The organism is Robertmurraya mangrovi (assembly GCF_034427655.1).
Classification (GTDB): Bacteria; Bacillota; Bacilli; order Bacillales; family Cytobacillaceae; genus Robertmurraya_A; species Robertmurraya_A mangrovi.
Genome location: NZ_JAXOFX010000003.1, coordinates 352,448 through 373,241, shown reverse-complemented (window position 1 = coordinate 373,241; position 20,794 = coordinate 352,448). Strand labels below are relative to the sequence as shown.

21 protein-coding genes and 2 riboswitches are annotated in these 20,794 nt (G+C 34.1%); of the genes, 4 read left to right on the top strand and 17 right to left on the bottom strand.

Annotation, left to right across the window (positions count from 1 at the left end; genetic code table 11):
• Positions 1-67 precede the first annotated feature (67 nt).
• Complete coding sequence (gene mgtE, locus SM124_RS07480) at positions 68-1,417, top strand: magnesium transporter (protein WP_322445878.1); 1,350 nt, start codon at positions 68-70, stop codon at positions 1,415-1,417.
• 139 nt (positions 1,418-1,556) lie between these two features.
• On the opposite strand, the gene SM124_RS07475 is transcribed toward mgtE, so the two are convergent.
• Both SM124_RS07475 and SM124_RS07470 read right to left on the bottom strand, forming a co-directional pair.
• Positions 1,557-1,916, bottom strand: coding sequence for an aminoacyl-tRNA hydrolase (locus tag SM124_RS07475; RefSeq protein WP_322445877.1), 360 nt, complete (start codon positions 1,914-1,916; stop codon positions 1,557-1,559).
• A 157-nt stretch (positions 1,917-2,073) separates the two neighbouring features.
• Positions 2,074-2,607, bottom strand: a complete 534-nt coding sequence (locus SM124_RS07470) for a histidine phosphatase family protein (RefSeq protein WP_322445876.1) — start codon at positions 2,605-2,607, stop codon at positions 2,074-2,076.
• Between the two features lie 194 nt (positions 2,608-2,801).
• Here SM124_RS07470 and SM124_RS07465 point away from each other — a divergent pair, with 194 nt between their 5' ends.
• The gene (locus SM124_RS07465; RefSeq protein WP_322445875.1) at positions 2,802-3,374 is read left to right on the top strand and encodes a cell wall hydrolase; all 573 of its coding nucleotides are present in this window, start codon (positions 2,802-2,804) and stop codon (positions 3,372-3,374) included.
• Between the two features lie 182 nt (positions 3,375-3,556).
• Here SM124_RS07465 and SM124_RS07460 read toward each other — a convergent pair whose 3' ends face one another.
• The 9 genes from SM124_RS07460 to SM124_RS07420 form a co-directional block, all read right to left on the bottom strand.
• On the bottom strand, positions 3,557-4,375 hold the full coding sequence (locus tag SM124_RS07460) for an N-acetylmuramoyl-L-alanine amidase (protein WP_322445874.1): 819 nt from the start codon (positions 4,373-4,375) through the stop codon (positions 3,557-3,559).
• A 296-nt stretch (positions 4,376-4,671) separates the two neighbouring features.
• Positions 4,672-5,904 carry a Ger(x)C family spore germination protein gene (locus SM124_RS07455; RefSeq protein WP_322445873.1) on the bottom strand — a complete coding sequence of 411 codons (1,233 nt, stop codon included), beginning with the start codon at positions 5,902-5,904 and terminating at the stop codon, positions 4,672-4,674.
• Positions 5,904-6,995 (bottom strand): GerAB/ArcD/ProY family transporter, encoded by a 1,092-nt coding sequence (locus tag SM124_RS07450; protein ID WP_322445872.1) that lies wholly within the window; start codon positions 6,993-6,995, stop codon positions 5,904-5,906. The genes SM124_RS07455 and SM124_RS07450 overlap by 1 nt, the downstream gene beginning before the upstream one ends.
• Positions 6,992-8,512 (bottom strand): spore germination protein, encoded by a 1,521-nt coding sequence (locus tag SM124_RS07445; RefSeq protein ID WP_322445871.1) that lies wholly within the window; start codon positions 8,510-8,512, stop codon positions 6,992-6,994. Before SM124_RS07445 ends, SM124_RS07450 begins: the two co-directional genes overlap by 4 nt.
• Positions 8,513-8,765: 253 nt before the next feature.
• Positions 8,766-9,797, bottom strand: a complete 1,032-nt coding sequence (locus SM124_RS07440; RefSeq protein ID WP_322445870.1) for an FUSC family protein — start codon at positions 9,795-9,797, stop codon at positions 8,766-8,768.
• Positions 9,798-10,010: 213 nt separating this feature from the next.
• Positions 10,011-10,268 carry a replicative helicase loader/inhibitor gene (locus tag SM124_RS07435; protein ID WP_322445869.1) on the bottom strand — a complete coding sequence of 86 codons (258 nt, stop codon included), beginning with the start codon at positions 10,266-10,268 and terminating at the stop codon, positions 10,011-10,013.
• Between the two features lie 104 nt (positions 10,269-10,372).
• Positions 10,373-10,546: a hypothetical protein gene (locus tag SM124_RS07430; protein ID WP_322445868.1), complete on the bottom strand. Its 174-nt coding sequence runs from the start codon at positions 10,544-10,546 to the stop codon at positions 10,373-10,375.
• Between the two features lie 187 nt (positions 10,547-10,733).
• Entirely contained in the window at positions 10,734-12,182 is a 1,449-nt protein-coding gene (locus SM124_RS07425) for a polysaccharide deacetylase family protein (RefSeq protein WP_322445867.1), read from the bottom strand.
• A 283-nt stretch (positions 12,183-12,465) separates the two neighbouring features.
• A complete protein-coding gene (locus SM124_RS07420) occupies positions 12,466-13,260 on the bottom strand; it encodes a SagB/ThcOx family dehydrogenase (protein WP_322445866.1) in 795 nt (264 codons plus the stop codon).
• Positions 13,261-13,379: 119 nt separating this feature from the next.
• On the opposite strand from SM124_RS07420, the gene SM124_RS07415 reads away from it, so the two are divergent.
• On the top strand, positions 13,380-14,237 hold the full coding sequence (locus SM124_RS07415; RefSeq protein WP_322445865.1) for a LysR family transcriptional regulator: 858 nt from the start codon (positions 13,380-13,382) through the stop codon (positions 14,235-14,237).
• Positions 14,238-14,322: 85 nt separating this feature from the next.
• Positions 14,323-15,258, top strand: a complete 936-nt coding sequence (locus SM124_RS07410; protein WP_322445864.1) for a VanW family protein — start codon at positions 14,323-14,325, stop codon at positions 15,256-15,258.
• Between the two features lie 46 nt (positions 15,259-15,304).
• Here SM124_RS07410 and SM124_RS07405 read toward each other — a convergent pair whose 3' ends face one another.
• From SM124_RS07405 to SM124_RS07380, 6 genes are all read right to left on the bottom strand, one after another.
• Positions 15,305-16,114, bottom strand: a complete 810-nt coding sequence (locus SM124_RS07405) for an alpha/beta hydrolase family protein (protein WP_322445863.1) — start codon at positions 16,112-16,114, stop codon at positions 15,305-15,307.
• Positions 16,115-16,140: 26 nt separating this feature from the next.
• Complete coding sequence (locus SM124_RS07400) at positions 16,141-16,287, bottom strand: Fur-regulated basic protein FbpA (protein ID WP_322445862.1); 147 nt, start codon at positions 16,285-16,287, stop codon at positions 16,141-16,143.
• An 87-nt stretch (positions 16,288-16,374) separates the two neighbouring features.
• A riboswitch (SAM riboswitch) is annotated at positions 16,375-16,482 on the bottom strand.
• A 116-nt stretch (positions 16,483-16,598) separates the two neighbouring features.
• Positions 16,599-17,381: a divergent polysaccharide deacetylase family protein gene (locus SM124_RS07395; RefSeq protein ID WP_322445861.1), complete on the bottom strand. Its 783-nt coding sequence runs from the start codon at positions 17,379-17,381 to the stop codon at positions 16,599-16,601.
• Positions 17,382-17,543: 162 nt separating this feature from the next.
• Positions 17,544-18,140 carry an energy-coupled thiamine transporter ThiT gene (gene thiT / locus SM124_RS07390; RefSeq protein ID WP_322445860.1) on the bottom strand — a complete coding sequence of 199 codons (597 nt, stop codon included), beginning with the start codon at positions 18,138-18,140 and terminating at the stop codon, positions 17,544-17,546.
• Between the two features lie 68 nt (positions 18,141-18,208).
• Positions 18,209-18,314, bottom strand: a riboswitch (TPP riboswitch).
• A 104-nt stretch (positions 18,315-18,418) separates the two neighbouring features.
• Entirely contained in the window at positions 18,419-18,799 is a 381-nt protein-coding gene (locus tag SM124_RS07385; protein WP_322445859.1) for a VOC family protein, read from the bottom strand.
• A 172-nt stretch (positions 18,800-18,971) separates the two neighbouring features.
• Positions 18,972-20,714: a methyl-accepting chemotaxis protein gene (locus tag SM124_RS07380; RefSeq protein WP_322445858.1), complete on the bottom strand. Its 1,743-nt coding sequence runs from the start codon at positions 20,712-20,714 to the stop codon at positions 18,972-18,974.
• Between the last annotated feature and the right edge of the window lie 80 nt (positions 20,715-20,794).

Sequence of the window (20,794 nt, the reverse complement as noted above, 5' to 3'; positions counted from 1 at the left end):
TGGACATAATAATGGTGGTATTTAGTATTATGACTGCTTTAGTTCCCCAGTTTTAGGAGGTCTTTTTTTGAGTACCATTGAGAATCAAATTACTTTACATATAATTAAATTGTTAAAAGAAGGAAAAAAAGATCAATTTCAAACCGTTATTGATGAATATCAACCATATGACATAGCGAAGATATATGAAAATCTTCCAGAAAAACACCATACACGTTTTTTAATTTATTTAACGGCTGATCAAATTGCTGATTTAATTCAAGAGCTAGAGCATGATTTTCAATTAGAAGTACTCGGTAAACTTGGCGTTGAAAAATCAGGAGAAGTCATGAATTTAATGGATAATGATGACTTAGCCTCACTACTAGAGAATCTATCCCCTAGCAGGATTGAAGAACTTCTCTCGGGAATGAAAATAGAAGAATCTCAAATTGTAAAAGATATTATGAATTATCCACCGGAAACAGCCGGTAGATTAATGACTAACCGATTTGTTTGGATTCCCCAATACTATTCGGTTCGCGAAGCCGTCGATAAATTAAAATCCTTTGCCGAATATTCTGAGACAATTAATTATTTATATGTAATTGATGACCATAAAAAGTTAGTCGGGGTTGTCTCTTATCGTGACATTATATTAGCCGAAGAAACAGAAAAAATTGAAGATATTATGTTTAGTCGTGTAATATCAGTAACCGCTGATACAGACCAAGAAGAGGTTGCTAGGTTTATTGAGAGATATGACTTTATCGCTATTCCTGTTGTAGAGAATGAAATATTGGTTGGAATCATAACAGTTGACGATATTATTGATGTTGTAATTAGTGAAGCAACAGAGGATATAGAGAAGTTATCTGCAACAGGTAAAGCCATTGATTTTGATACGAAAGCCATTGTTGCTGCTTATCGAAGACTTCCTTGGCTGATTTTACTTTTGTTTATAGGAATTGTTTCTGGGACGATCATCAGTCAGTTTGAGGAAACACTAGAAAAAGTAGTTGCACTTGCCTTTTTTATGCCGATGATTGCGGGTATGACCGGAAATACGGGAACTCAATCTTTAGCGGTTGTAGTTCGTGGACTAATCACTAAAGAAGTAAACAAGAAGATTATTACTCAATTAGTGATTCGTGAGCTTAAAGTCGGCATATTTATCGGGGTTGTTTGCGGTATATTAATCACCATTATTGCACTAATCTGGCGTGGAGATGCAATACTAGGATTAGTCGTTGGTAGTTCACTAGTTATTACCTTGATTATCGGAACATTAGCTGGCACGATTATTCCCTTAATATTGTACCGCTTCAACATTGATCCTGCTGTAGCATCTGGACCACTTATCACTACCTTGAATGACATACTCTCTCTATTAATTTACTTTGGTCTAGCAACCATGTTTTTAGCACAGCTTACGTAATATTTACAATATATATAATACAAAGGAGGTTAATCATAAGATTAACCTCCTTTGTATTAAGGTACAATGGTGACGGTACATGGTGCTTCATGGATTACCTTATAGCTTCATTAAAATTTAAAAGTACTAGCTATCATTTTTAGTAAACCGATAAATGTCCAACAAATCGTTTACAAACTAACTTAGGCATCGGAGGTAGTGCCACGACCGTTAACGTTCCTTTTTCTATTTCTGTATGGCCCGCATCTCGAATACAATAAAATCCACTTTCCTCTAGCTTTTTCAGTTCCTCCTCACTTCCCTTTAGAATAACTTTTTTCATTCCAGACTGATACCATTTCACAAAGTCATTAAAATAATCGGGAAATTTCGAGTTTTGCGAGCTAACCATATTAATGGTACTTATAGTCGCTGCATGAGCAACCTGCGCAGCCACTTTCCCTGATGACATTTTTACATCTTTATTTACTATAAAGTACTGAACGATTTCATTGTCCATAATCATACCTCCTTCACATCTAAATGGTTATAAGCTAAAGAATTCGTTTGTATTTTAGGGAAAATTAAAAGAAATATGTTTTTATTTTATATTCACAACATGTAAGTTTCATACGATAATTAGCCAAATGACCTTAAATATCTTAAACCACGATTAGTTATTTTTCGTATAGATACAATTGACCATTTTTAGGATTCCTAATTTTTGGCCCTTGAAATCCTCTTTTCTTTAGTTCTTCCCCCATAAAAATCATTAAAGCTCCATGACTGACAATTAGTATATTTTTATTTACAGGTAAAATTTGATCTAAAAATTGATTTATTCTCATTTTGACATGTGCCTTTGTTTCCATTTGTGATTTATGGTCCATGAGCCATGCGGTACGTACGAGCAAAGCCCAAATAAAAAAGGGTAATTTTACTTTCCTATTTGTTAAAGGAAATATACTAATTTCCCTTAGCTCACTAAGCCTGTTTATTTCCCCAGAATAGATGTGTTGAGCGGTTTTTTCTGCGCGGTGTAAATCACTTGAATAACATTCATCCCAAATAATATCATTCAATTCTACTATACCTGTTTCTATATCCGCTTCGTTATACTCTTCAAACCATTTGATCATTTCTGCAGAAGTCACGAATTTTTTCGGATAATCCTTTTTAACCTTAAAGTGTCGTACTAATCCAATTTTCATTATCTTGATTACCTTTCCTATCCTAAGAAAATTAATTTCTTTCATTATATTAATTAATTTTATATGATTTTAGATTCGACTTCCATAAATCACCATTAAACTTGTTAATATTTTCATTGGAATTTATTTGGCAATGAAAACTACTAATGAATCATGTTAAGGTTATATGGAGTTTTCAAAGGAGGTATAGAAGGATGAAAAAACTAATATCCCTCATCACATTTGCATTTACTATGTTTGCCGTTCAAACTAGTGCACTTGCTACTAGTTCACATACAGTAAAAAAAGGTGAAACTTTCTGGACTATTGCAAAAAACTATGGGGTACCTGTCAATCATTTGATGACAGCAAATAATACAAAGCATGATCAGATTTGGCCTGGACAAACCGTGAAGATTCCAACCAATTCTATTTCATTAGAGGAAAGAAAGTTACTAGCTAGACTAGTAGAAGCTGAGGCAAAAGGTGAACCTTATGCTGGTAAAGTTGCAGTTGCCACTGTTGTCTTAAATCGTGTTGAAAGTGATATCTTTCCTAACACGATTAAAGGTGTTGTCTATGATAAACACCAGTTTACACCAGTCTCTAACGGTGAAATTAATAAGCCTGCAAGTGCCGAGTCAACTCGTGCCGTTAATGAGGCAGTAGCTTTCCATGGTAAAGGTAGCGGCTCACTCTACTTTTATAATCCAAAAAAGACATCTAACCAATGGCTTCGTTCTAAAAAGGTAACTGTTCGCATTGGTGAACATATCTTTGCTAAATAATAAGAAATATACTTTTGTCTTAATACATTTATACTACACCGTTTCATTGTACGAGCATAACTTGTACTAAGCAATGCATTAGCTCCCTATTTTAAGACAGTAATTTTACTGTCTTTTTTTTGTCTATTTTTCTAGGCTTAAAAAATAAAGAGAGACAAATGTCTCTCCACTTTTATGATTGTTTAATCTTGTCTGATAAATACATTAAATCCGGCATTTCTTACTCGATCAGCATATTCTTCTGCTCTTTTTCGATCGGAAAAAGCACCAATCTGTACACGAAACAATCCATCATCTTCAAATACATAAGTGGGAAGCTGTTTTTCTCTTGCTCTTCTAGCTAATCGATTGGCATTACTCTCTTCTTGAAAAGCTCCGATTTGTACTCGAAACAATTTACCTGTTTGACTCCCTGTATTCCCCGCCCTTGAACCAGAGTCTGAATCACTATCAGGTGCCTGAGTTGCTGTTTTTTTTAACTTAAATGCTCTAACCAATCCATTTACATGACCTCTAGCTATTTTTTCAACATTTGATTTTAAAATGGAGGCATCTGATGAGTTGTCAATAAACCCGTTTTCAGTTAGGATCGCATCCATATTTGTTTCTCTAAGAACATGAAAATTGGATTGTTTTTTGCCTCGATCTTGAAAATTAACCTGTTTTAATACCTCTGAATGGATATATGACTGGTAAGTCGTTGTCGGTCTCCCTACATTGGGATACACGTAACTTTCAAACCCTCTGCCACCACCTGCATTAATGTGAATAGACAGGAAGAAGTCTGCACCCCAGCTGTTTGCAGCGTTTGTTCGCTGAGATAAACTCACTGTTTGGTCGCCGGTTCTACTCATTCTTATTGACACATCTTCATATTCTTTAAGCAATATGCTTCTAACTCTTCTAGCAATCTGTAGGGTAACATTTTTTTCTTGTAGGCCGTTTCCGACAGCTCCTGAATCTGATCCTCCATGGCCTGGGTCAATAAAAATTTTCACCAATATGATCACCTCATAATAATGTATGAGAGGATGTCATATTCGACTGTGTTATTACCCAAAAAACACTATTGGAAAATAATGTTAATAAACTACTCTATACCTTTATTAAGGATTGTTTATTTTATAGGATAGTATAGATAGAAATATAACGGCATTAATAAAATTATTACACCTAGCAGACTAATGACTAGAGGTGCAAATTTCATTTTTTCTTGTTGATATATATGCCATGCGTACGAAAGTGTGTAATAACACGTATATATACATAAAAGATAAACTACCCAACTCATCAAGAATCAGTCCTTTATTTCGGAAATATCTCTTGGACTTAACTTTTTTCCAAATTCAGTTAAAGTTACATCTACTTCTATTTTTATTTCTGCATTTGGATATGACTTCATCCAATCATAGTCTTCATACTCTGTTAAAGTCCAAAATTTCTTTCTTGCTTGATTTGACCAGTTAAAAGGTTCCGCTTTAAATTCTTTTTGAGTTCTTTCAATTAATTTACTAGCATGTTCATAATACTTCCGTTCGAAATAGTCTTTCAATTTACTTTGATTACTAAGATTCTCTACATAGTCAATCAAGCTAGGTATTGCTAATACTTTAATGTCAAACCATTGTTTTACCTTAATAACTGGATACTCTTGATGTACATCAATACTTACATCCGTACGTACATTGGTGGCTTTTCCAGTTATTCTAAAATCTGGATTTATAGGATCGTCATACGTAAAGATTAATCGTTCAGGTCTCATTTCTTTTTGCAGTATTAACGCTACCCTTACTTCCTCACCTGTCATTGTTCCAATCATTTTGCCTTCTTTAAATACTGCTGCCCCGATAATCTGTATATCTGACCCACCTCTTTTATTAATTTCTCCAGGTAAGAAGTTATCCTCATCTTCCGTATCTTTAGGTTCTTCCGATGTTGCCGTTGTATATATTGCTAGTGCCAATCCGGCATCCGCTGAAGTCGCTCTTAGAAAATCATGCATGGTTGAGTTCGGTACTAATGCATTTCTTTTCCAGCGCCTGGACATGAAATCATAAAATTTATGAGGGCTAGCTTCAAATGAGGGTTTATTATTCCTGAGATATTCCGATGCTTTCTCTTTTGAGATTAGTACATGCATATCTCTTCTAATTTGTCTTTCTCTCATCATTGAACTCATAATATGAAAAAAATCATTAGACTTGGCCAATTCCTCACTAATAACAATCGCTTTTGTATGATAAAAATTTATATTTCTTGTTTCAGAAGAATTAGTCATATCTCTGGCTGAAAATGGGTCAGGGGCAGTTAAGGTAATCGTTTCTACTTCATTAGCATTATTATCCTCACCCGCTCTTCCTGCACTCGGATTTGCAATTTGAAAAGTTATATCAATCCCTTTTTCTCCTACTGAAGGCTTATCCAAGCCTATTACAAGAACAAACCCCTCTTCTTCAATTTCAATTTTATCGGAGCAGCCGCTAAGGATTACAAAGGAGAACAATAAAAAAAATAAAAGAGTTTTTTTCATTACCTTTCACCCCTTATTTTATGGATGCTCCAAAGTAAAATTGGTAAAGAAAAAATAAAACCTGAAGTCATATTTAAAACAAAAGGACCTCTGATTTGAAAAGAATTAATAATAAAGTTCTCAGGTAAATATCCCAATAATATGACAAGAAGTCCAAAAGGGAGAAGGAGTGGCTCAAATTCCTTTAATTTTAAACTGTAAGCAAAAATTGCCGTAGATATATATAAATAGATGGAAAATCTAATGATACTAGCTACGCTCCAAAACCCCAGAAAGACAGCTTCGATATTTGTAATAAATCTTCCTAATCTAACAGCCCTAGTAATTTCTTGGAATGGATAGGTGATATTTTCAATACCCGGAAAGTCAAAATACATGATATAAATGGTTAAAAACATAACCAATTCAAATATAACTAGTGCATAACCAATTAAACTTGCTTTTCGAAAACTCTCATAGTTTTTAAAAAAAGGAAATACAACTGAGAAAAACATGATATCAGCAAATATAGAAGAGTAACTGATAGAGTTTTTAATGATAGTAAGAGCCCCATAACCACCGATAGGAAAAATATAGTTAAAGTTAACTTGATTTGTTACCATTAAAATTCCAATGACCATAAAAGCTTTTATATAAGGTAACGAAATCCAGGCTGTATTAGCAATTGTATTTAGCCCCCGGTTGGCTAAATAATAACTGGAGCCAATTAATAATAAAAACAGCACTATGATATTTGTGTTCGGAAAAAACATGGTTGAAATAATATCAACGTAACTCCTACTATTCGTAACTGTACTCGAGTATGAACTTAAAAATAGGCACATTCCTAATAAAAAACCAACATACTTACCCGTTAATGAAAAAATAATTTCAATTAAGTTTTTATCTTTATAAAATTTTAACAGTTTTAATAAAAATAAAAGCGGAACAAACATGATTAAACCCGATAAAATTGGAACCATCCAAGCGGCATTTGCTGTTTCTTTATATAACAGAGTTGGAGTCATATCCGTAAATTTTATGCCCATACTTAATAGGATGATCGCTACAAATTCTCTAGTTCCAACTTTACGATCAGTAGGTTTAATCACTGATTTTGCACTCCCTCCGGCTTTTTCTTACGTTGTTTATTTTGAGGATGCACGTTAAATGGTCTTAACCATTGTTTCCATATTGGCGGACGAACAATCAAATCCTTTGATGATGGATAGAAAGGTGCCAAAGGAGATAAAAAGGGTACATCATAAGAGGTAACGGAAGTTAAGTAACCGATACTCATAACAATACAAGCTGCAATTCCATAAAATCCCCAAAAGCTTGCAAATATTAAAAAGAGGTACGTTGATAAACGAATCATATAACTAAATGATAGATTGGGAATGGCAAATGAAGCTAATCCAGTTACTGCAACCACTATAACTAAAATAGGACTAATTAAATTTGCTTCTACTGCAGCCTGACCTAAAATCAAAGCCCCTACTATACCGATTGTTGGCCCAATTGGACTTGGAACTCGAACTCCACTCTCTCTTATCAATTCAAATGCGCCTAGAAGCATTACGACTTCAAATATTGCCGGGAAAGGTACTCGTTCCCTAGTTGCTGATATAGCCAAAACTAAGTCAGTTGGCAGCATTTCAATATGATAATTGGTTGTAGCTATGTACAATGATGGCGTGAGAATCGTAACAAAAATGGCTATTAGGCGAATAATTCTAATGAAATTCCCATAAAACCATCTAGAATATGCATCTTCTGGCGTATGAAAAAGTCCCCAAAAAGTAACAGGTACGATTAAACAGCTTGGGGAATTATTCATAATTAAGATTACATGTCCTTCTTTTAAGAAAGCCGCTGCTCTATCTGGTCTCTCTGTATAAAGAACGGTAGGGATTAAAGAGTAAGGACGTTCTTCAATATGCTGTTCCAACAAAGCTAAGTTTAATACTTCATCCGTATCTATTTCATTTATTCTATTTCTAACTTTATCTAGTAAATCGGGGTTAACGATATTTGTCATATAAAGAATTCCTACTTCATTTACAGCCATTTCACCCACTTTACTATACTCAGCTATTAACTCAGAAGATTTTATTAACTTCCTTACTAAGGAAAGATTAATGTCCATTGATTCCGAAAAGGCTTCTTTTGGTCCCTTTAAAACAGCTTCATCTTCGGACTTCTCTACACCTCTTGACTCAAAACCAGGCGTACTAATTTCTAAGTAGAACGGTGTATCCTCTACGAATAGGAGAGTATAACCTGAAACAATTTTTTCAAGAGCATTCTCTAATCGGCTATTGATTCCAACATTACTAACAGGAATGATTCTCTTCGCTAAAAAATCAAGTTGATCACTATCATCAACATTTTCTAATGAATTTTCCTGTTGTAAAGGTCTTACTATACTTTCATCAACAACTTTTACATCCACCGTTCCGTTTAGATAGGCAATGTATCCGTCAGCCTTAAGGGATTTAATGTATACCTTTCGAACAAGCAAATCATAATTATTATGTGATTGAAAATGTTCCTGAATATCTTGTATAGAAACCCAATTGTTAGTAGTACGATACTGATTTGTCTCTTCTGAATTTATCTTATTCAAAGCTATCACCTAGGTCTTCAAATTAATTACACTTTATCCTTTGCAAATAATGTTTAATTATTCTCCTATTATTACCTATTTAAAAAATTCGAGCACACATAGAGTATTTATAAAGAAAGGTGGTTCTGTTTGCTAATAACAACAAATAGAACCACCATTTATTTTATTAAAAATAGCTATATTCACTAACCTATTCATCAGCTACATAACTGCTAGCAGATAATAGCAATAAGCTACACTATGAGGATTACTTTTATTTTGATGCTGTTTTTAAATATTGATCAATCACTCGATTAAGCCTTTGTATTTGAAAGGCATATTCAAAAATAGCAGACGCTGTTACTACTAATCTTAATCTTTTTGCTTCCTCGTTTTGGTTTTCATTCATTATCTTTTCTAAAAACCTACTACTTTCTATTAATACGCTGGCTCCATATTCATCAGCATGTTTTCTAACCTTACCCTCATATCTTAATAAAAAGTACTCATGGCATTTGATTAGATACTCTAAGTGACTGTCAAAAGATCGATTTTCTTCTTCATTTGTATTAGATTGAAAATAGTGCTCATGTATATTTTCTAACAATACTTCACCTTGTTGTAGGGATTGTAACATATGCCTAAATACAACTATTTCCCTGACATCAAGAGGATTTAACTTTGACATTTTCTCCCTTTCCTCGTCAAATGTCTTAAAGAGTTCTTCTAGTTTATTAATATCGGTTTTTAATTTGTTTAATTGTTTTTGATAAGACGATTCAGTCAATTCATTAGAAATAGCAGTCCTTATAAGCAAGGACATATTTTGAAATGTTTCTTCACTTTTCTCCAAGTAGTTCTTTTTATATTTTGGAGGAAAGATTGTTAAGTTAACAAGAAAGGCTGAGCCAATTCCAATCATGATAATCACAAATCGATTCAAGGTAAAGAGCCAATCCTCATCACCTGGCGCACTCATGATTGCTAATACCGTGACTAGTGTCAGGGCAATCGCACTTTCTAATTTAAGATTTAAACAAATAATGATGACAATGATCATAACAATTCCAATAATAACAGGGTCATTGCCGATAAAATTAATGGTGAACAATGCAATAGCAGCCCCAAGTGTGTTTGCCATTAGTTGGTCAACAACGTGCTTCCATGTTCGATAAATAGAGGGCTGAATAGTAAAGATCGCAGCTACTCCCGCAAAAATGGCAGGTTCTAATTGAAGAAATGAACATATGTATAATGCTAATGTGACAGATACACCTGTTTTTAATACTCGAGGTCCTAAATTCATCGAATCATTTCCTTCTAAAAGTTATATTATATTGGAAGGGTTACCCTTTTCATGTCTATTATAGCATGTACAAGATTTACATGATTGAAATAAACAAACCCGTCAGTTGACGAGTTTGTGAGTAAATTCTTTAATTTTAGTAACGAATAGATTATATCTTTTTTGCGAAGTTTAACAACATTCGCTAGTAATTTGCATAGAAAATTTTACACTCTACCCTATTTTAATTTTAGGTATATACTCTTCTAGCCATTGTAAATTCGATTTTGTAACTTCACTGTTCATTAAATTTTCTAGACTTGGCGGATATCCGCTACTACGCATATATTGATAAAGTCTTGCTAAGATAGAATGGTAATTCAATTCCTCACACATTAGTAACCATTTTTCAGCTGTTTCACTCTTTATGGTACAAAATGAATATTTCTTCTCTATAAGAACTAAGATTTTAAACATTTCTATTTTAGTCACTTAATACCAGCCCTTATATCTTATTAACTTCATCAGTATTTCCAAAGAGTTTACAGATTACTCTTTATAATGAGGAGAAAGTAAAAACACCCTAACTCGGGTGTTTAAATTAAAGGTCTTCCTGCATCAGGAGATAAATTTACATCTCCTTCTCCTATAATAAAAGGACCGTCTGGACTCCCATCACCGTTCTTATCTAATTCTTTAGGAATCAAGGTCATTTTTTGTACATCTTTGTTCTCCTTTAGTTCATTATCTCGAAACTGATTTTCCTTCATTTCCTCACCTTCCTTTTTATTAGTTTTAGTTAATAACTTCTAATTATACTTTTTTGGCGTATGAATAATTGGGTTCTATATAGATAACTAATAGGACAAACCGTATACAACAGAAAGTATTTAACATAACAAACATTTATGTAGTTAATACGAAAAAAATAACCACCTATATATAAGTGATTATTTTTTATTTCCTATAAACTTTACCTGATACTGGGACATGATCCTCATTAAAACCAAGGATTTCACTGACTGTTACAAATTCATAGCCTTGTTCAGATAATTTTTCTAGCAATATTTTTACTGCGTCTGCAGAAGATTGATGAATATCATGCATCAATATGATATCTCCATCTGTTACATTGGTCATTACGTGATTAACAATTGTTTTCGTATTTCGGCTTTTCCAATCAAGTGTATCAATAGACCAAAGGATGATAGGTAAGTTCACCACTTCAGAGACAACCTGATTAGTAGATCCATATGGGGGACGCAATAAGGTAGGTTTCGTCCCAGTAATGGAGTAAATTGCTTTTGAAGTTTTTTTAAGTTGCGATTCAATATCAGAATTCTTTAGTAGGGTTAGTTGTTTATGATTCCAAGTATGATTCCCTATTTCATGACCTTCTTCATGAATCCTTGTAATCAATTCGGGATAGTAATTGACTCTATTTCCTAAAACAAAGAATGTTGCTTTTCCATGATTGTCGTCAAAATAATCTAAGATTTCTTTAGTATATTGACCATGTGGGCCATCATCAAATGTAAATGCCACTCTTTTTTTAACTGACCCTTTTTTGCTCTTTTTTGTTTTTTCTTTTGTTTTCTTCTCGGTTACAACCTTCTTCTCTTCCTTATCTTTTTTATTACGCTTTTCTTTTTCTAATAATGGAAGAAAATCATCTTTAATTAGAAACTCTAATTCATCCCAGCTAATGACAATTACAGGTGATCCAATTTCCTCTGGGCCTACTTGATTTTCTCCAAACTGAATGGTGAGCTCTTTATTGGTAAAATGAAATTGTCGAAAATTGGATCGAATCGGTTTAGTTCCTATATTTAACCAGTCTGATTGAAGAGATTTCTTAATTGTATCGTCGCTCTTTAATTGTTCAACAGATATTTTAGATAACTTCTCTAAATACCCTTCATTTAAAAAGATATCTTCCAAGATAATTTGTTTACCTGTCTCTAAATAAAAATTCATAGGAATGGTACGCTCTTTGATCACTTTTTCATCACCTAAGAAGGTGGATTCTGTAAAAACAAGAGAAACCAATTCTTTTGTTAAGTACTCAATTCTAAAGTCGACATTATAATGATGTGGCCAACCCTCGATTTTTTCTTTATTTGTAAACTTCTCCACAAACGTATTAATTCTATCATTCAAGATACTTCTTACTTGTGTATCAATTTTCGATTTATTAAAAATGGGATAATGGACTGCGTAGCGATAGTGGTCATTTTCAACAATTTTACTTTCTACTTCTATACCAGGGTATTTTGATGAAGTGGATTTAATCACTTCTTCATTTTTCGTCTTCGTTTCTACTGGCAAAACTTGCTCTTCATTCCGAAATTCACAAGCTATAACTACTAATAATATAAACAAAATGGGTAAAATACGTTTGATCATGACGACTCCTTACTACTGCTATTACACGAATATATTTCCCAAAGTAACAGATATAAATTTTTATTATATTTAAATAATGATAATATTTTACTATAATGATAATCAATTAATATTACTCTTACATAATACCATCTATTTCGACATCTGTGTTAAAGTCCGACGAATTTATTAAGTTTTTGTTACAAATATTACGAAATGACTAAGTATTTTATACTAGTATAAGATTGTGAATGAACAAAAAAAGAGACGGTGTATGTATCACACCATCTTTGTCATCTTCTTATTATATCTTTGGTGGTCTACGATCCTCTTTCCAATCTACCCCATTTATTTTTCCAACAGATGCCATCAATATCGACATATGCTCTTTCCCATTGATTCCTAGAAACTCATTCATTTCTACATCATACCAGTGACCCATTGTACATACACCTAATCCCATTCCGTTAGCAACAGTATGTAGGTTTTGGGAGACATGCCCAGCGTCCCATAAAATATATCGATAGGCTCTTTCTTTATATTTGGCTCTAGTTCTCTCTAGCATTGCCGTCCAGACAAAATTCACTCCAGCTACTTTAGCCATTTCTTGATGATCAGTTACTGTAAAAGCAAAATCAGATACGTCCTGAATCTTTAAACCTTCTAATATCCAATCTTTCACATTCAAATGATATAGACCTGGTTGAACTCCTTCTACAAAATTAATTAAAAGATAGGTCTCAATAGGAAATAGAGCACCCGCTGAACAACTCGTTCTTAATTGATAATCACCCATATCTGCTGTAATTCCTTGAGTCCCCCATAGTAAGATGTTTAATTCATTTAAAGAAAGTGGTTGCTCGACAAAATTTCGTTTCGATCGTCTACTACCTAATAGTTTCCACAGATTGATTTCTTCATATTGACTAAAATCAGGTTTTCCCAGCTTAATTTGAACAGCTGCCTCAGGATAGGTTAAGTAAGTTTCTGGTCTCTTAGCTGGATCATAGCCTTTAAACAAATCCTTATCCATTGTCTTTAATGAATAACTCGTTTCTTTTAAAAATTCATCACATAAATCAAACCTTGTTCTTAACATATAAACCCTTCTTTCTTGTAATATCATCTAATCATCAGTATAGTAAAATTTATCGTATTAGTAAAATTATACTTTTTAATCTTTAATATTAGTAAATTCTAATGCATGGAGTTGAATGAATGAATTTTTTACATTATCAGGTGTATATAAAAGTGGTAGAAACGAAGAGCTTTACAAAAGCTGCTGACAAGTTAGGCTATACTCAGTCAGCTGTTTCACAAATGATTAATAGTTTGGAGAAAGACTTAGGAGTCAAATTATTAAATCGCAGTAAAACTGGAATAACTACAACTAAAATTGGCGAACGAGTACTTAAGCATATTCGAGAAATCATTCAAATACAAAATGTGATGAGGCAAGAAGCGGCCTCTTTTAATGGATTTGATGAAGGAACGATTAGAGTGGGTACGATTCCTAGTTTATCAAAATTGATGCCTCCTATCATTCGTTATTTCAAACAACATTTTCCTGGAATTGAATTAATCATTTTTGAGGGGGGAAATGATTCTGTCCATGAATGGATTCAGAATGGAGAGATTGATGTAGGCTTTGTTTCAAGACAAGAAGGTGATATACAATATATCCCTCTACTTAAAGATGAATTATTATTATTCAGTCCAAAAACATTATTCCAAAATCATCCTGCTATTAACATCAAAAGTATAGAAGAGTATTGTTATGTTATCCATAAAGGGGATTCAGATCAAATTATTCAATCTATTTTTGAAGAAATTGGAATTAACCCTAATATTCGTTATGAGATTCAAGATGTATCAACAATCCTAACCATGGTTCAAGAAGGCTTTGGTTTATGTATATTACCTAAGTTAGCATTACCCTCTCAAATTCCAAATGTTAATGTGCATTCACTGACGCCTTCTCTCTATCGTGAATTAGGAATAGCCGTAAAATCAATGGATCACCTCTCACCAATCACGGCAGAAATTATTTTAGTAGCAAAAGATTTGGTTCAATAGCACGCAAAAATTGGTGTAATAGCTTGTATAATCTTGGCTAATTTTATAAAACCTATATTGATGTCATTTTCAGGAGGCACTAGTAATGAAATTTATATGGGTTATTGGTCTGCTTCTGCTTACACAGCAAACGGTTGGGACTGGTCAATTAACAATAAAAGAAAAAGAAGATACGCTAGCAGTCGTAGACAAAAAGGAATTCTTACTTCCTATTCCCGGTTCTGAGGTAATCAATCAAGATAAGTATCTTCGTTTTTTAGACCAAATTGAGGCTAAGGTTTATGAACCAGCCGTTAATGCTAAAATCAACCATAATGGAGCATTTATATCAGAAAAAGTAGGACATAAGCTTTACAAAGAAAAATTCACAGAATTATTTCTCACTAGTATGTTTAGGCAGGATACTTCTATTATTAGCGTTCCAACTCTCCCTGTGCACCCACGTGTGGATCGAGATTTATTGGCACAAATTAGAGTAAAACAAATTGGTCAATATGTGACTTACTTTAACAACCATAACCAAACACGCTCTCATAATATTAACTTAGCTACTGAAGCAATAAATAATCATGTCATCTTTCCTGGAGAAACATTTTCATTTAATAAAGTGGTTGGAAAACGCACGGTAAAAAAAGGATATATGCGTGCACCCGTCATCGTTAGAGGGGAATTATCAGAAGATATTGGTGGAGGAATCTGTCAAGTATCCTCTACCCTATTTAACGCAGTTGATCGGGCTGGGGTGAAGATACTGCAAAGATATTCCCACAGTAAGCGCGTTCCTTATGTACCTCCTGGGAGAGACGCAACCGTGAGTTGGTATGGCCCGGACTTTACTTTTCAAAATAATTACTCCCAACCCATACTCATTTTAGCTAGAAAGTACGGGGGCTCCGTAAATATAAGATTATTTTCATCAGATGATATAGAATTTGAGCCACGTAAAGTTCCTAGTGCTTCTAAAAAGTTGCCTGAAGAGGTGCCAATTGATAGTACAGAAATCAAAGAAACGGCCAATTAAAGAAGTGATGGAGTAGGATAATTACTTACTTCTCACTTCTTTCTGGCTACACAAGTTGCTGACTCGTCCTCACACTTACCCACTCTTTTGTCTTAGCTATTAATTCTCTAAAAGATTGTTCACATGAATAAGTATGATTAGCTGAATCAACTTCAACTCTATTAGTTAATCCTTGAACTCTCTTGTTAAATGCTTCGTTGTATTGTGTACAATAAGCAACCGGAATTTCTTCATCTGACTTACCATGGATAAGTAATACATCTCCCGTAAATCGTTCTAATTCTTTTAATGGTTGATACTTTTTTAATGACTCAAAGAACTTATTGCTAAAAGAATAACCTAAATAATCCAATTTATTAGTAGAGCCAAGCCCTCTGACTAAGTTTGTTCCCACTATATTGGTGATATCTTCAAAAGGTTTGGCTACAGCAGACCACATGATTAGATGTTTTATACAAGTATCCCGAACAACCGTAAGAAGCGCCGTAGCTCCACCCAAACTATGACCTAGAAGGAATACTCTTTCCTTATCAACATGGGATAGCCCAAGAGCATAATCAATGACTACTGTTGTTTGGTCAATCAGTTCATCTAAACAAGTGTCTCCATAATGTCCTTCACTTTCTCCGCATCCGGAATAGTCAAACCTTACTACTATGCAATTTTCTTTAATTAACTCCTCGGCTGTTTTGACGAATAAGCGATTAACCCCTATTCTACTGCCTACAAATCCATGACATATAATCACTAAAGGGTAAATAGACTTAGTTGTGCCATATTCCCTTTCTTCTAGAGGATAGTGAATGGTTCCAGCCAGCTTTTTGTTATTCCAATTTATATGTATCTGTTTGTACATACTTCCCCCGCCATCCCTTCTCTCAACTATGAACTATTCCCTTTTTTTATCTTTCTAATTTCCTCTTCTAAATCCGTTATCGGTAATTCAAATAGCTGTAAATTTCCTTTTTTATAAACTCCTAATAGGAGCAATTCATCAATTAATTTTTCTTTCGTATCTAATTCACTCATTGTAAATCCTCCTGACAAAAATAAAAAACCTCTCCTTATCGCCATTCCGGAACAATAAGAAGAGGTTGGGTTTATAATCATCAGCTCATCTTATCTGTCAAGCTCAAATAGCTTGTTGGAATTAGCACAGTTCTCAATGTGAGCCTGCTGCCGAGGTGTCATAGGGCCAAATCCCTCTACCTCTCTGGATAAGAATTAATTCGTATTAAGTTTATAGGATTAAATATAAAACACTTTTTGCTAGCTGTCAATCAATCCATATTACAATTATATTTCAATTATATGTCAACTGTTTTACAGGTGACAGGCACCTAATATAATTGAAGGTACTTAATTTTAATTTCATTTGAGAGAATATCAGAAACAGGCACAATTGTGATCTTTCTTTTTTCTAATTCTTTTGCTGATTCAAATATACCAGTTGAGCAAACCTTTCCAGTTACTCCAACATGACCTATCGCAACTCCGGTCCCCTCTTGTTCAGTGATTTTCGCTAATAGAGACATCTGTTTTTTCACATGCGGGATGGAGGCTACATCATCCAAAAATACGTCTCTTTTGATAATAGGAACACCTAGTTCTTTTGCTACTTTAGGAAATTTTGATTTTGAACTAGTAGCACTATCAACAATATAAAGTCTCTTCTCTTTCGCTACCTCAACTATAACCCTTACAATATCTTCCTTTTCAACAACTAACGAGCCCATATGATTGTTTAAACCTAAAGCATATGGAACACTATCAATTGCTTCTGTTACACGTTTCCTTACTTCCTCTAAAGGTAAATCTGCTGTAATGGGTTTTGGACCTAACCATGACATTTTCCCCTTTTTGGGCTGCATCGGTAAATGGACCATGACTTCAAATCCATTTTTATGAGCCCACTCTGCATGCTCCTTAGATGTTTCCGTAAATGGCATGACAGCCACCGTAATCGGTACATCCCCTTCTAAAAACTCTTTTACTCCTCCAATTCCACCACCAAAGTCGTCTATAATAATGGCAGCTTTTTTCTGTTGGGTCTGGGCATTACTTGTTAAAGTAGCAAAAATGGTAAGCAAGATTGAAATGAAAACAACTAGGCACCTTTTCATAATTCCTCCACCATTCCTTCGTATAATAATCAAAAGTACTATCACTGTAAAAGCCTTCTATTTAATGTAACCGGTCCAATCATGCCTCATTCTAATTTGCTTGGAAAAGAAGTCATAAAAAAAACAAGCATCCACAATTCATGCTTGTTTCTCACCTATCTATTAAGAAGCTTTTTTATCCATTGCTGAATAATGATTCTTTGTTTGTATCAAACGTGATGAAGTGGAAAGTAAGATCGCTAAAACAATCGAGCAAAGAACAAATGCTCCTAGCATAGTTGAACCATTTACGATTAATGAATAGACCATTGGTGATTGTCCTTCTGGTGCATATTCACCCCAGAATACGAAACCGGCAACAAAATGCCAGAAATAACGAGCTACACTTCCAATAAAAGTAGCAATGACAATCCAAATCATTAAATTTTTCTTATCTCCATTTTTCACACATTTTTGAATCACTTGATAAAATAGTCCAGCAAATCCAATAAAAGCAAAGGCAATAAAATACTCAATAACAAATTGTACTGGGCTTAAGAAATAAATGTCCCCAACTGCTACTTGCAATAAGCCCCATAGGAAACCTGATGCCAAAGCTACTTTGAACCCCCAGCGGAATGCAACGATAAAGATTGGAACCATTGCAAAAGAAATTGAAATTGACGGTGAAACTTTGATTGAAGGCAATAAATCTAAAATTAATGCAAATGCAGCGAAAAAAGATGCCTCAATCATTGGTAATAACCCCATTTTTTTCATAAAAAAACCTCCCTTTCCAAGTTTAAACACAACCTCAAGGGAGATATTGAAAGCAGACAAAATTAATTTCATCTATCAATCCACATTCCTGCGCTAGCATTAACTAACAGGTTCAAAGGGTCAGAACAGACAAATCTGCTCACTCTCAGCCATACAGCTCCCCTTGTGGTTACGTTTATGTAGTTGTTTACGTTCATCAGTATAACGTAAATATCCCTATTTGAATAGGGTTTATTTTCATTATTTTAACATAATTTCAAAACAATCCTAATCCTCTGTTATCTTTGGAAAAACTCTACCCATTCACCTTCAGGGCCATAAATGAAAAAGTAACGATATCCATTTGGAAGGACAGTGATATGATCATCAACAAATTTGACATCTAACGCTTTCACTCTATCAAATTCTTCTTCGATGTTATCTACTGTTACAGCCAGGTGATGAACTTTTCCTTCTGCTGGTAGAGAGTCATTATAACCTTGTATTAATTCTAGCTCAGTTTCATCCGAACCTTCAAATCCTAGAAAAGCAAGTTTTAGAGCGCTATCCGAATGTGGAACATGTGCCTTTAATTTAAAGCCAACCACATCTTCATAAAATTTTATTGATTTTTCAATATCCTTAACCATAATTCCCACATGATCTATTTTTTTACCCATTTGAAAATCTCTCCTTTTACTATTTTCTGAAAATAATAATTAATATTAATTCTTCTAAATCTAATAGTCAAGAAATCGAAACTATCAAACATTATTACGGTAACTCGACCAACTAAGAGGTCAAGCAACTTAAAAGAGCCAACTATTAAGTCAGCTCTCGTCAATCTTCAAATTAAATTTTAAATCGGGACATAACACTTTGTAATTGTTCTGCCATTAGTGATAAGCTTTGAGCACTTGCAGAAACTTCCTCTATGGTTGCTACATTTTCTTCTGTACCAGCACTTACTTCTTGTGTGGAAGCTACGCTAGCTTCTGCTATTTTTTTCACTTCGTTAATTGATTCGACCATTTGATTACTTAAAGCGCTTAGCTCTTCTAAAGCAGAGGATACTTCTTCGACTTTATGTGTAACTTGATCAATAGAACTTTCAATGTGAGCAAATGCTTGACTAGCTTCACTCGTATAATTTAATCCCTCTTGTACTTCTTCATTTTGCTCTTCCATTGAGCGCACCGCTTGATCAGTTTCATTTTGAATTAAGGAAATCATTTTTGTAATTTGATCAGCAGACTTTTTGGATTCTTCGGCTAGTTTACGAACTTCGTCAGCAACTACGGCAAATCCTTTACCATGCTCTCCTGCTCTAGCCGCTTCTATTGCCGCATTTAGAGCAAGTAAATTGGTTTGATCCGAGATGGTTGTAATTAGATTTACAATATTACTAATTTCATTTGATCGTACACCTAAAGAGCGGATAACCTCCGTTGTCTCGGAGACAGAATCATTGATTTTATTCATTTGTGTTACAACTTTGGAAATAGAAGAAGAACCTTTTTTGGTTACCTCATTCGTCTTTTCAGCTGTTTCTAACATATCTTCACTACTGCGGGTAATTTGTTCAATTCCAGATGACATTTCACCAACAGAGTTCTCAACTTCATTAAAGTGACGTAGTTGTGTTTCCACACCTTCCGCATTTCGTTGAACTAGATTAGCAATCTGTTCACTTGCAGAAGTACTTTCCTGTGCACTTGCATTTAACTGTTCACTGCTTGAGGCTACTTGTGATGCGGAGTCTCGAACCTGACCTACTACCCCTCGTAGGTCCTCAACCATACGATTGACTGATTCGACCATTTGACCAATCTCATCTTTACTCTTTACTTTAATGGTTTCAATTGAGAAATCACCTTTTGCTACCTTCTCAATCGCTCTTGAAGCCTTTACGATAGGTCTCGCTAATTGGCCAGAAACAAGAATAGCCAACCCTAAAGCAAGAATAACTGCAACGATACTTATTATAATTACAGTTAAACGAATACCGTCTACAGATTTTGAAGTTGCTTTTGTACCCTCTTCTAAGCTCTTTTCTTGGATGGCAATCAATTCATTTCCCTTGGCTAAAAAATTGCTTCCTATCGTTTTGGCATCGCCCTTTAGGATAAGCAAATATTCTAATTCTTCATTTGCCTTTTTATGTACAACTTGCTGAGCAATTGTTTCCTCAAATTGAACCCCAATTTCTTCAAGCTCTGTTAATATTTTTTTGCCCTCTGGTGAAACAATACTAACTTTTAAAAGTTCCAATTCTACCTTATAGTCTCTTAGAGCCTGTTTATACTCTTCTAAATAACTGTTGCCACCTGTTAGAAGATAGGCACGAATCGCACTTGATTGTTCTAACATTTCTTCTTTTAATTTTTCTACTTGCATCAGCTTGGTGACTCGATCTTCAATGAGTTCATTATAGGACTTGTCCACTTTCATCAGTTGGTATATCCCTGTTCCGGAAACTGCCAACAAAAGAATCAAAACTAAACCAAAACTACCTATTAATTTTTTTCTCACGGTCATGTTTGTACTATTTTTAATCAATCGATTAACAAGCTTATTCTTGCTTGCCCCCTTCATATGTAATCACTCCTTTAGCCCTTATTAATTTAGATACATTATACCAGTTTTTATAGAGAAAACTGAAAATAAAGGTAATT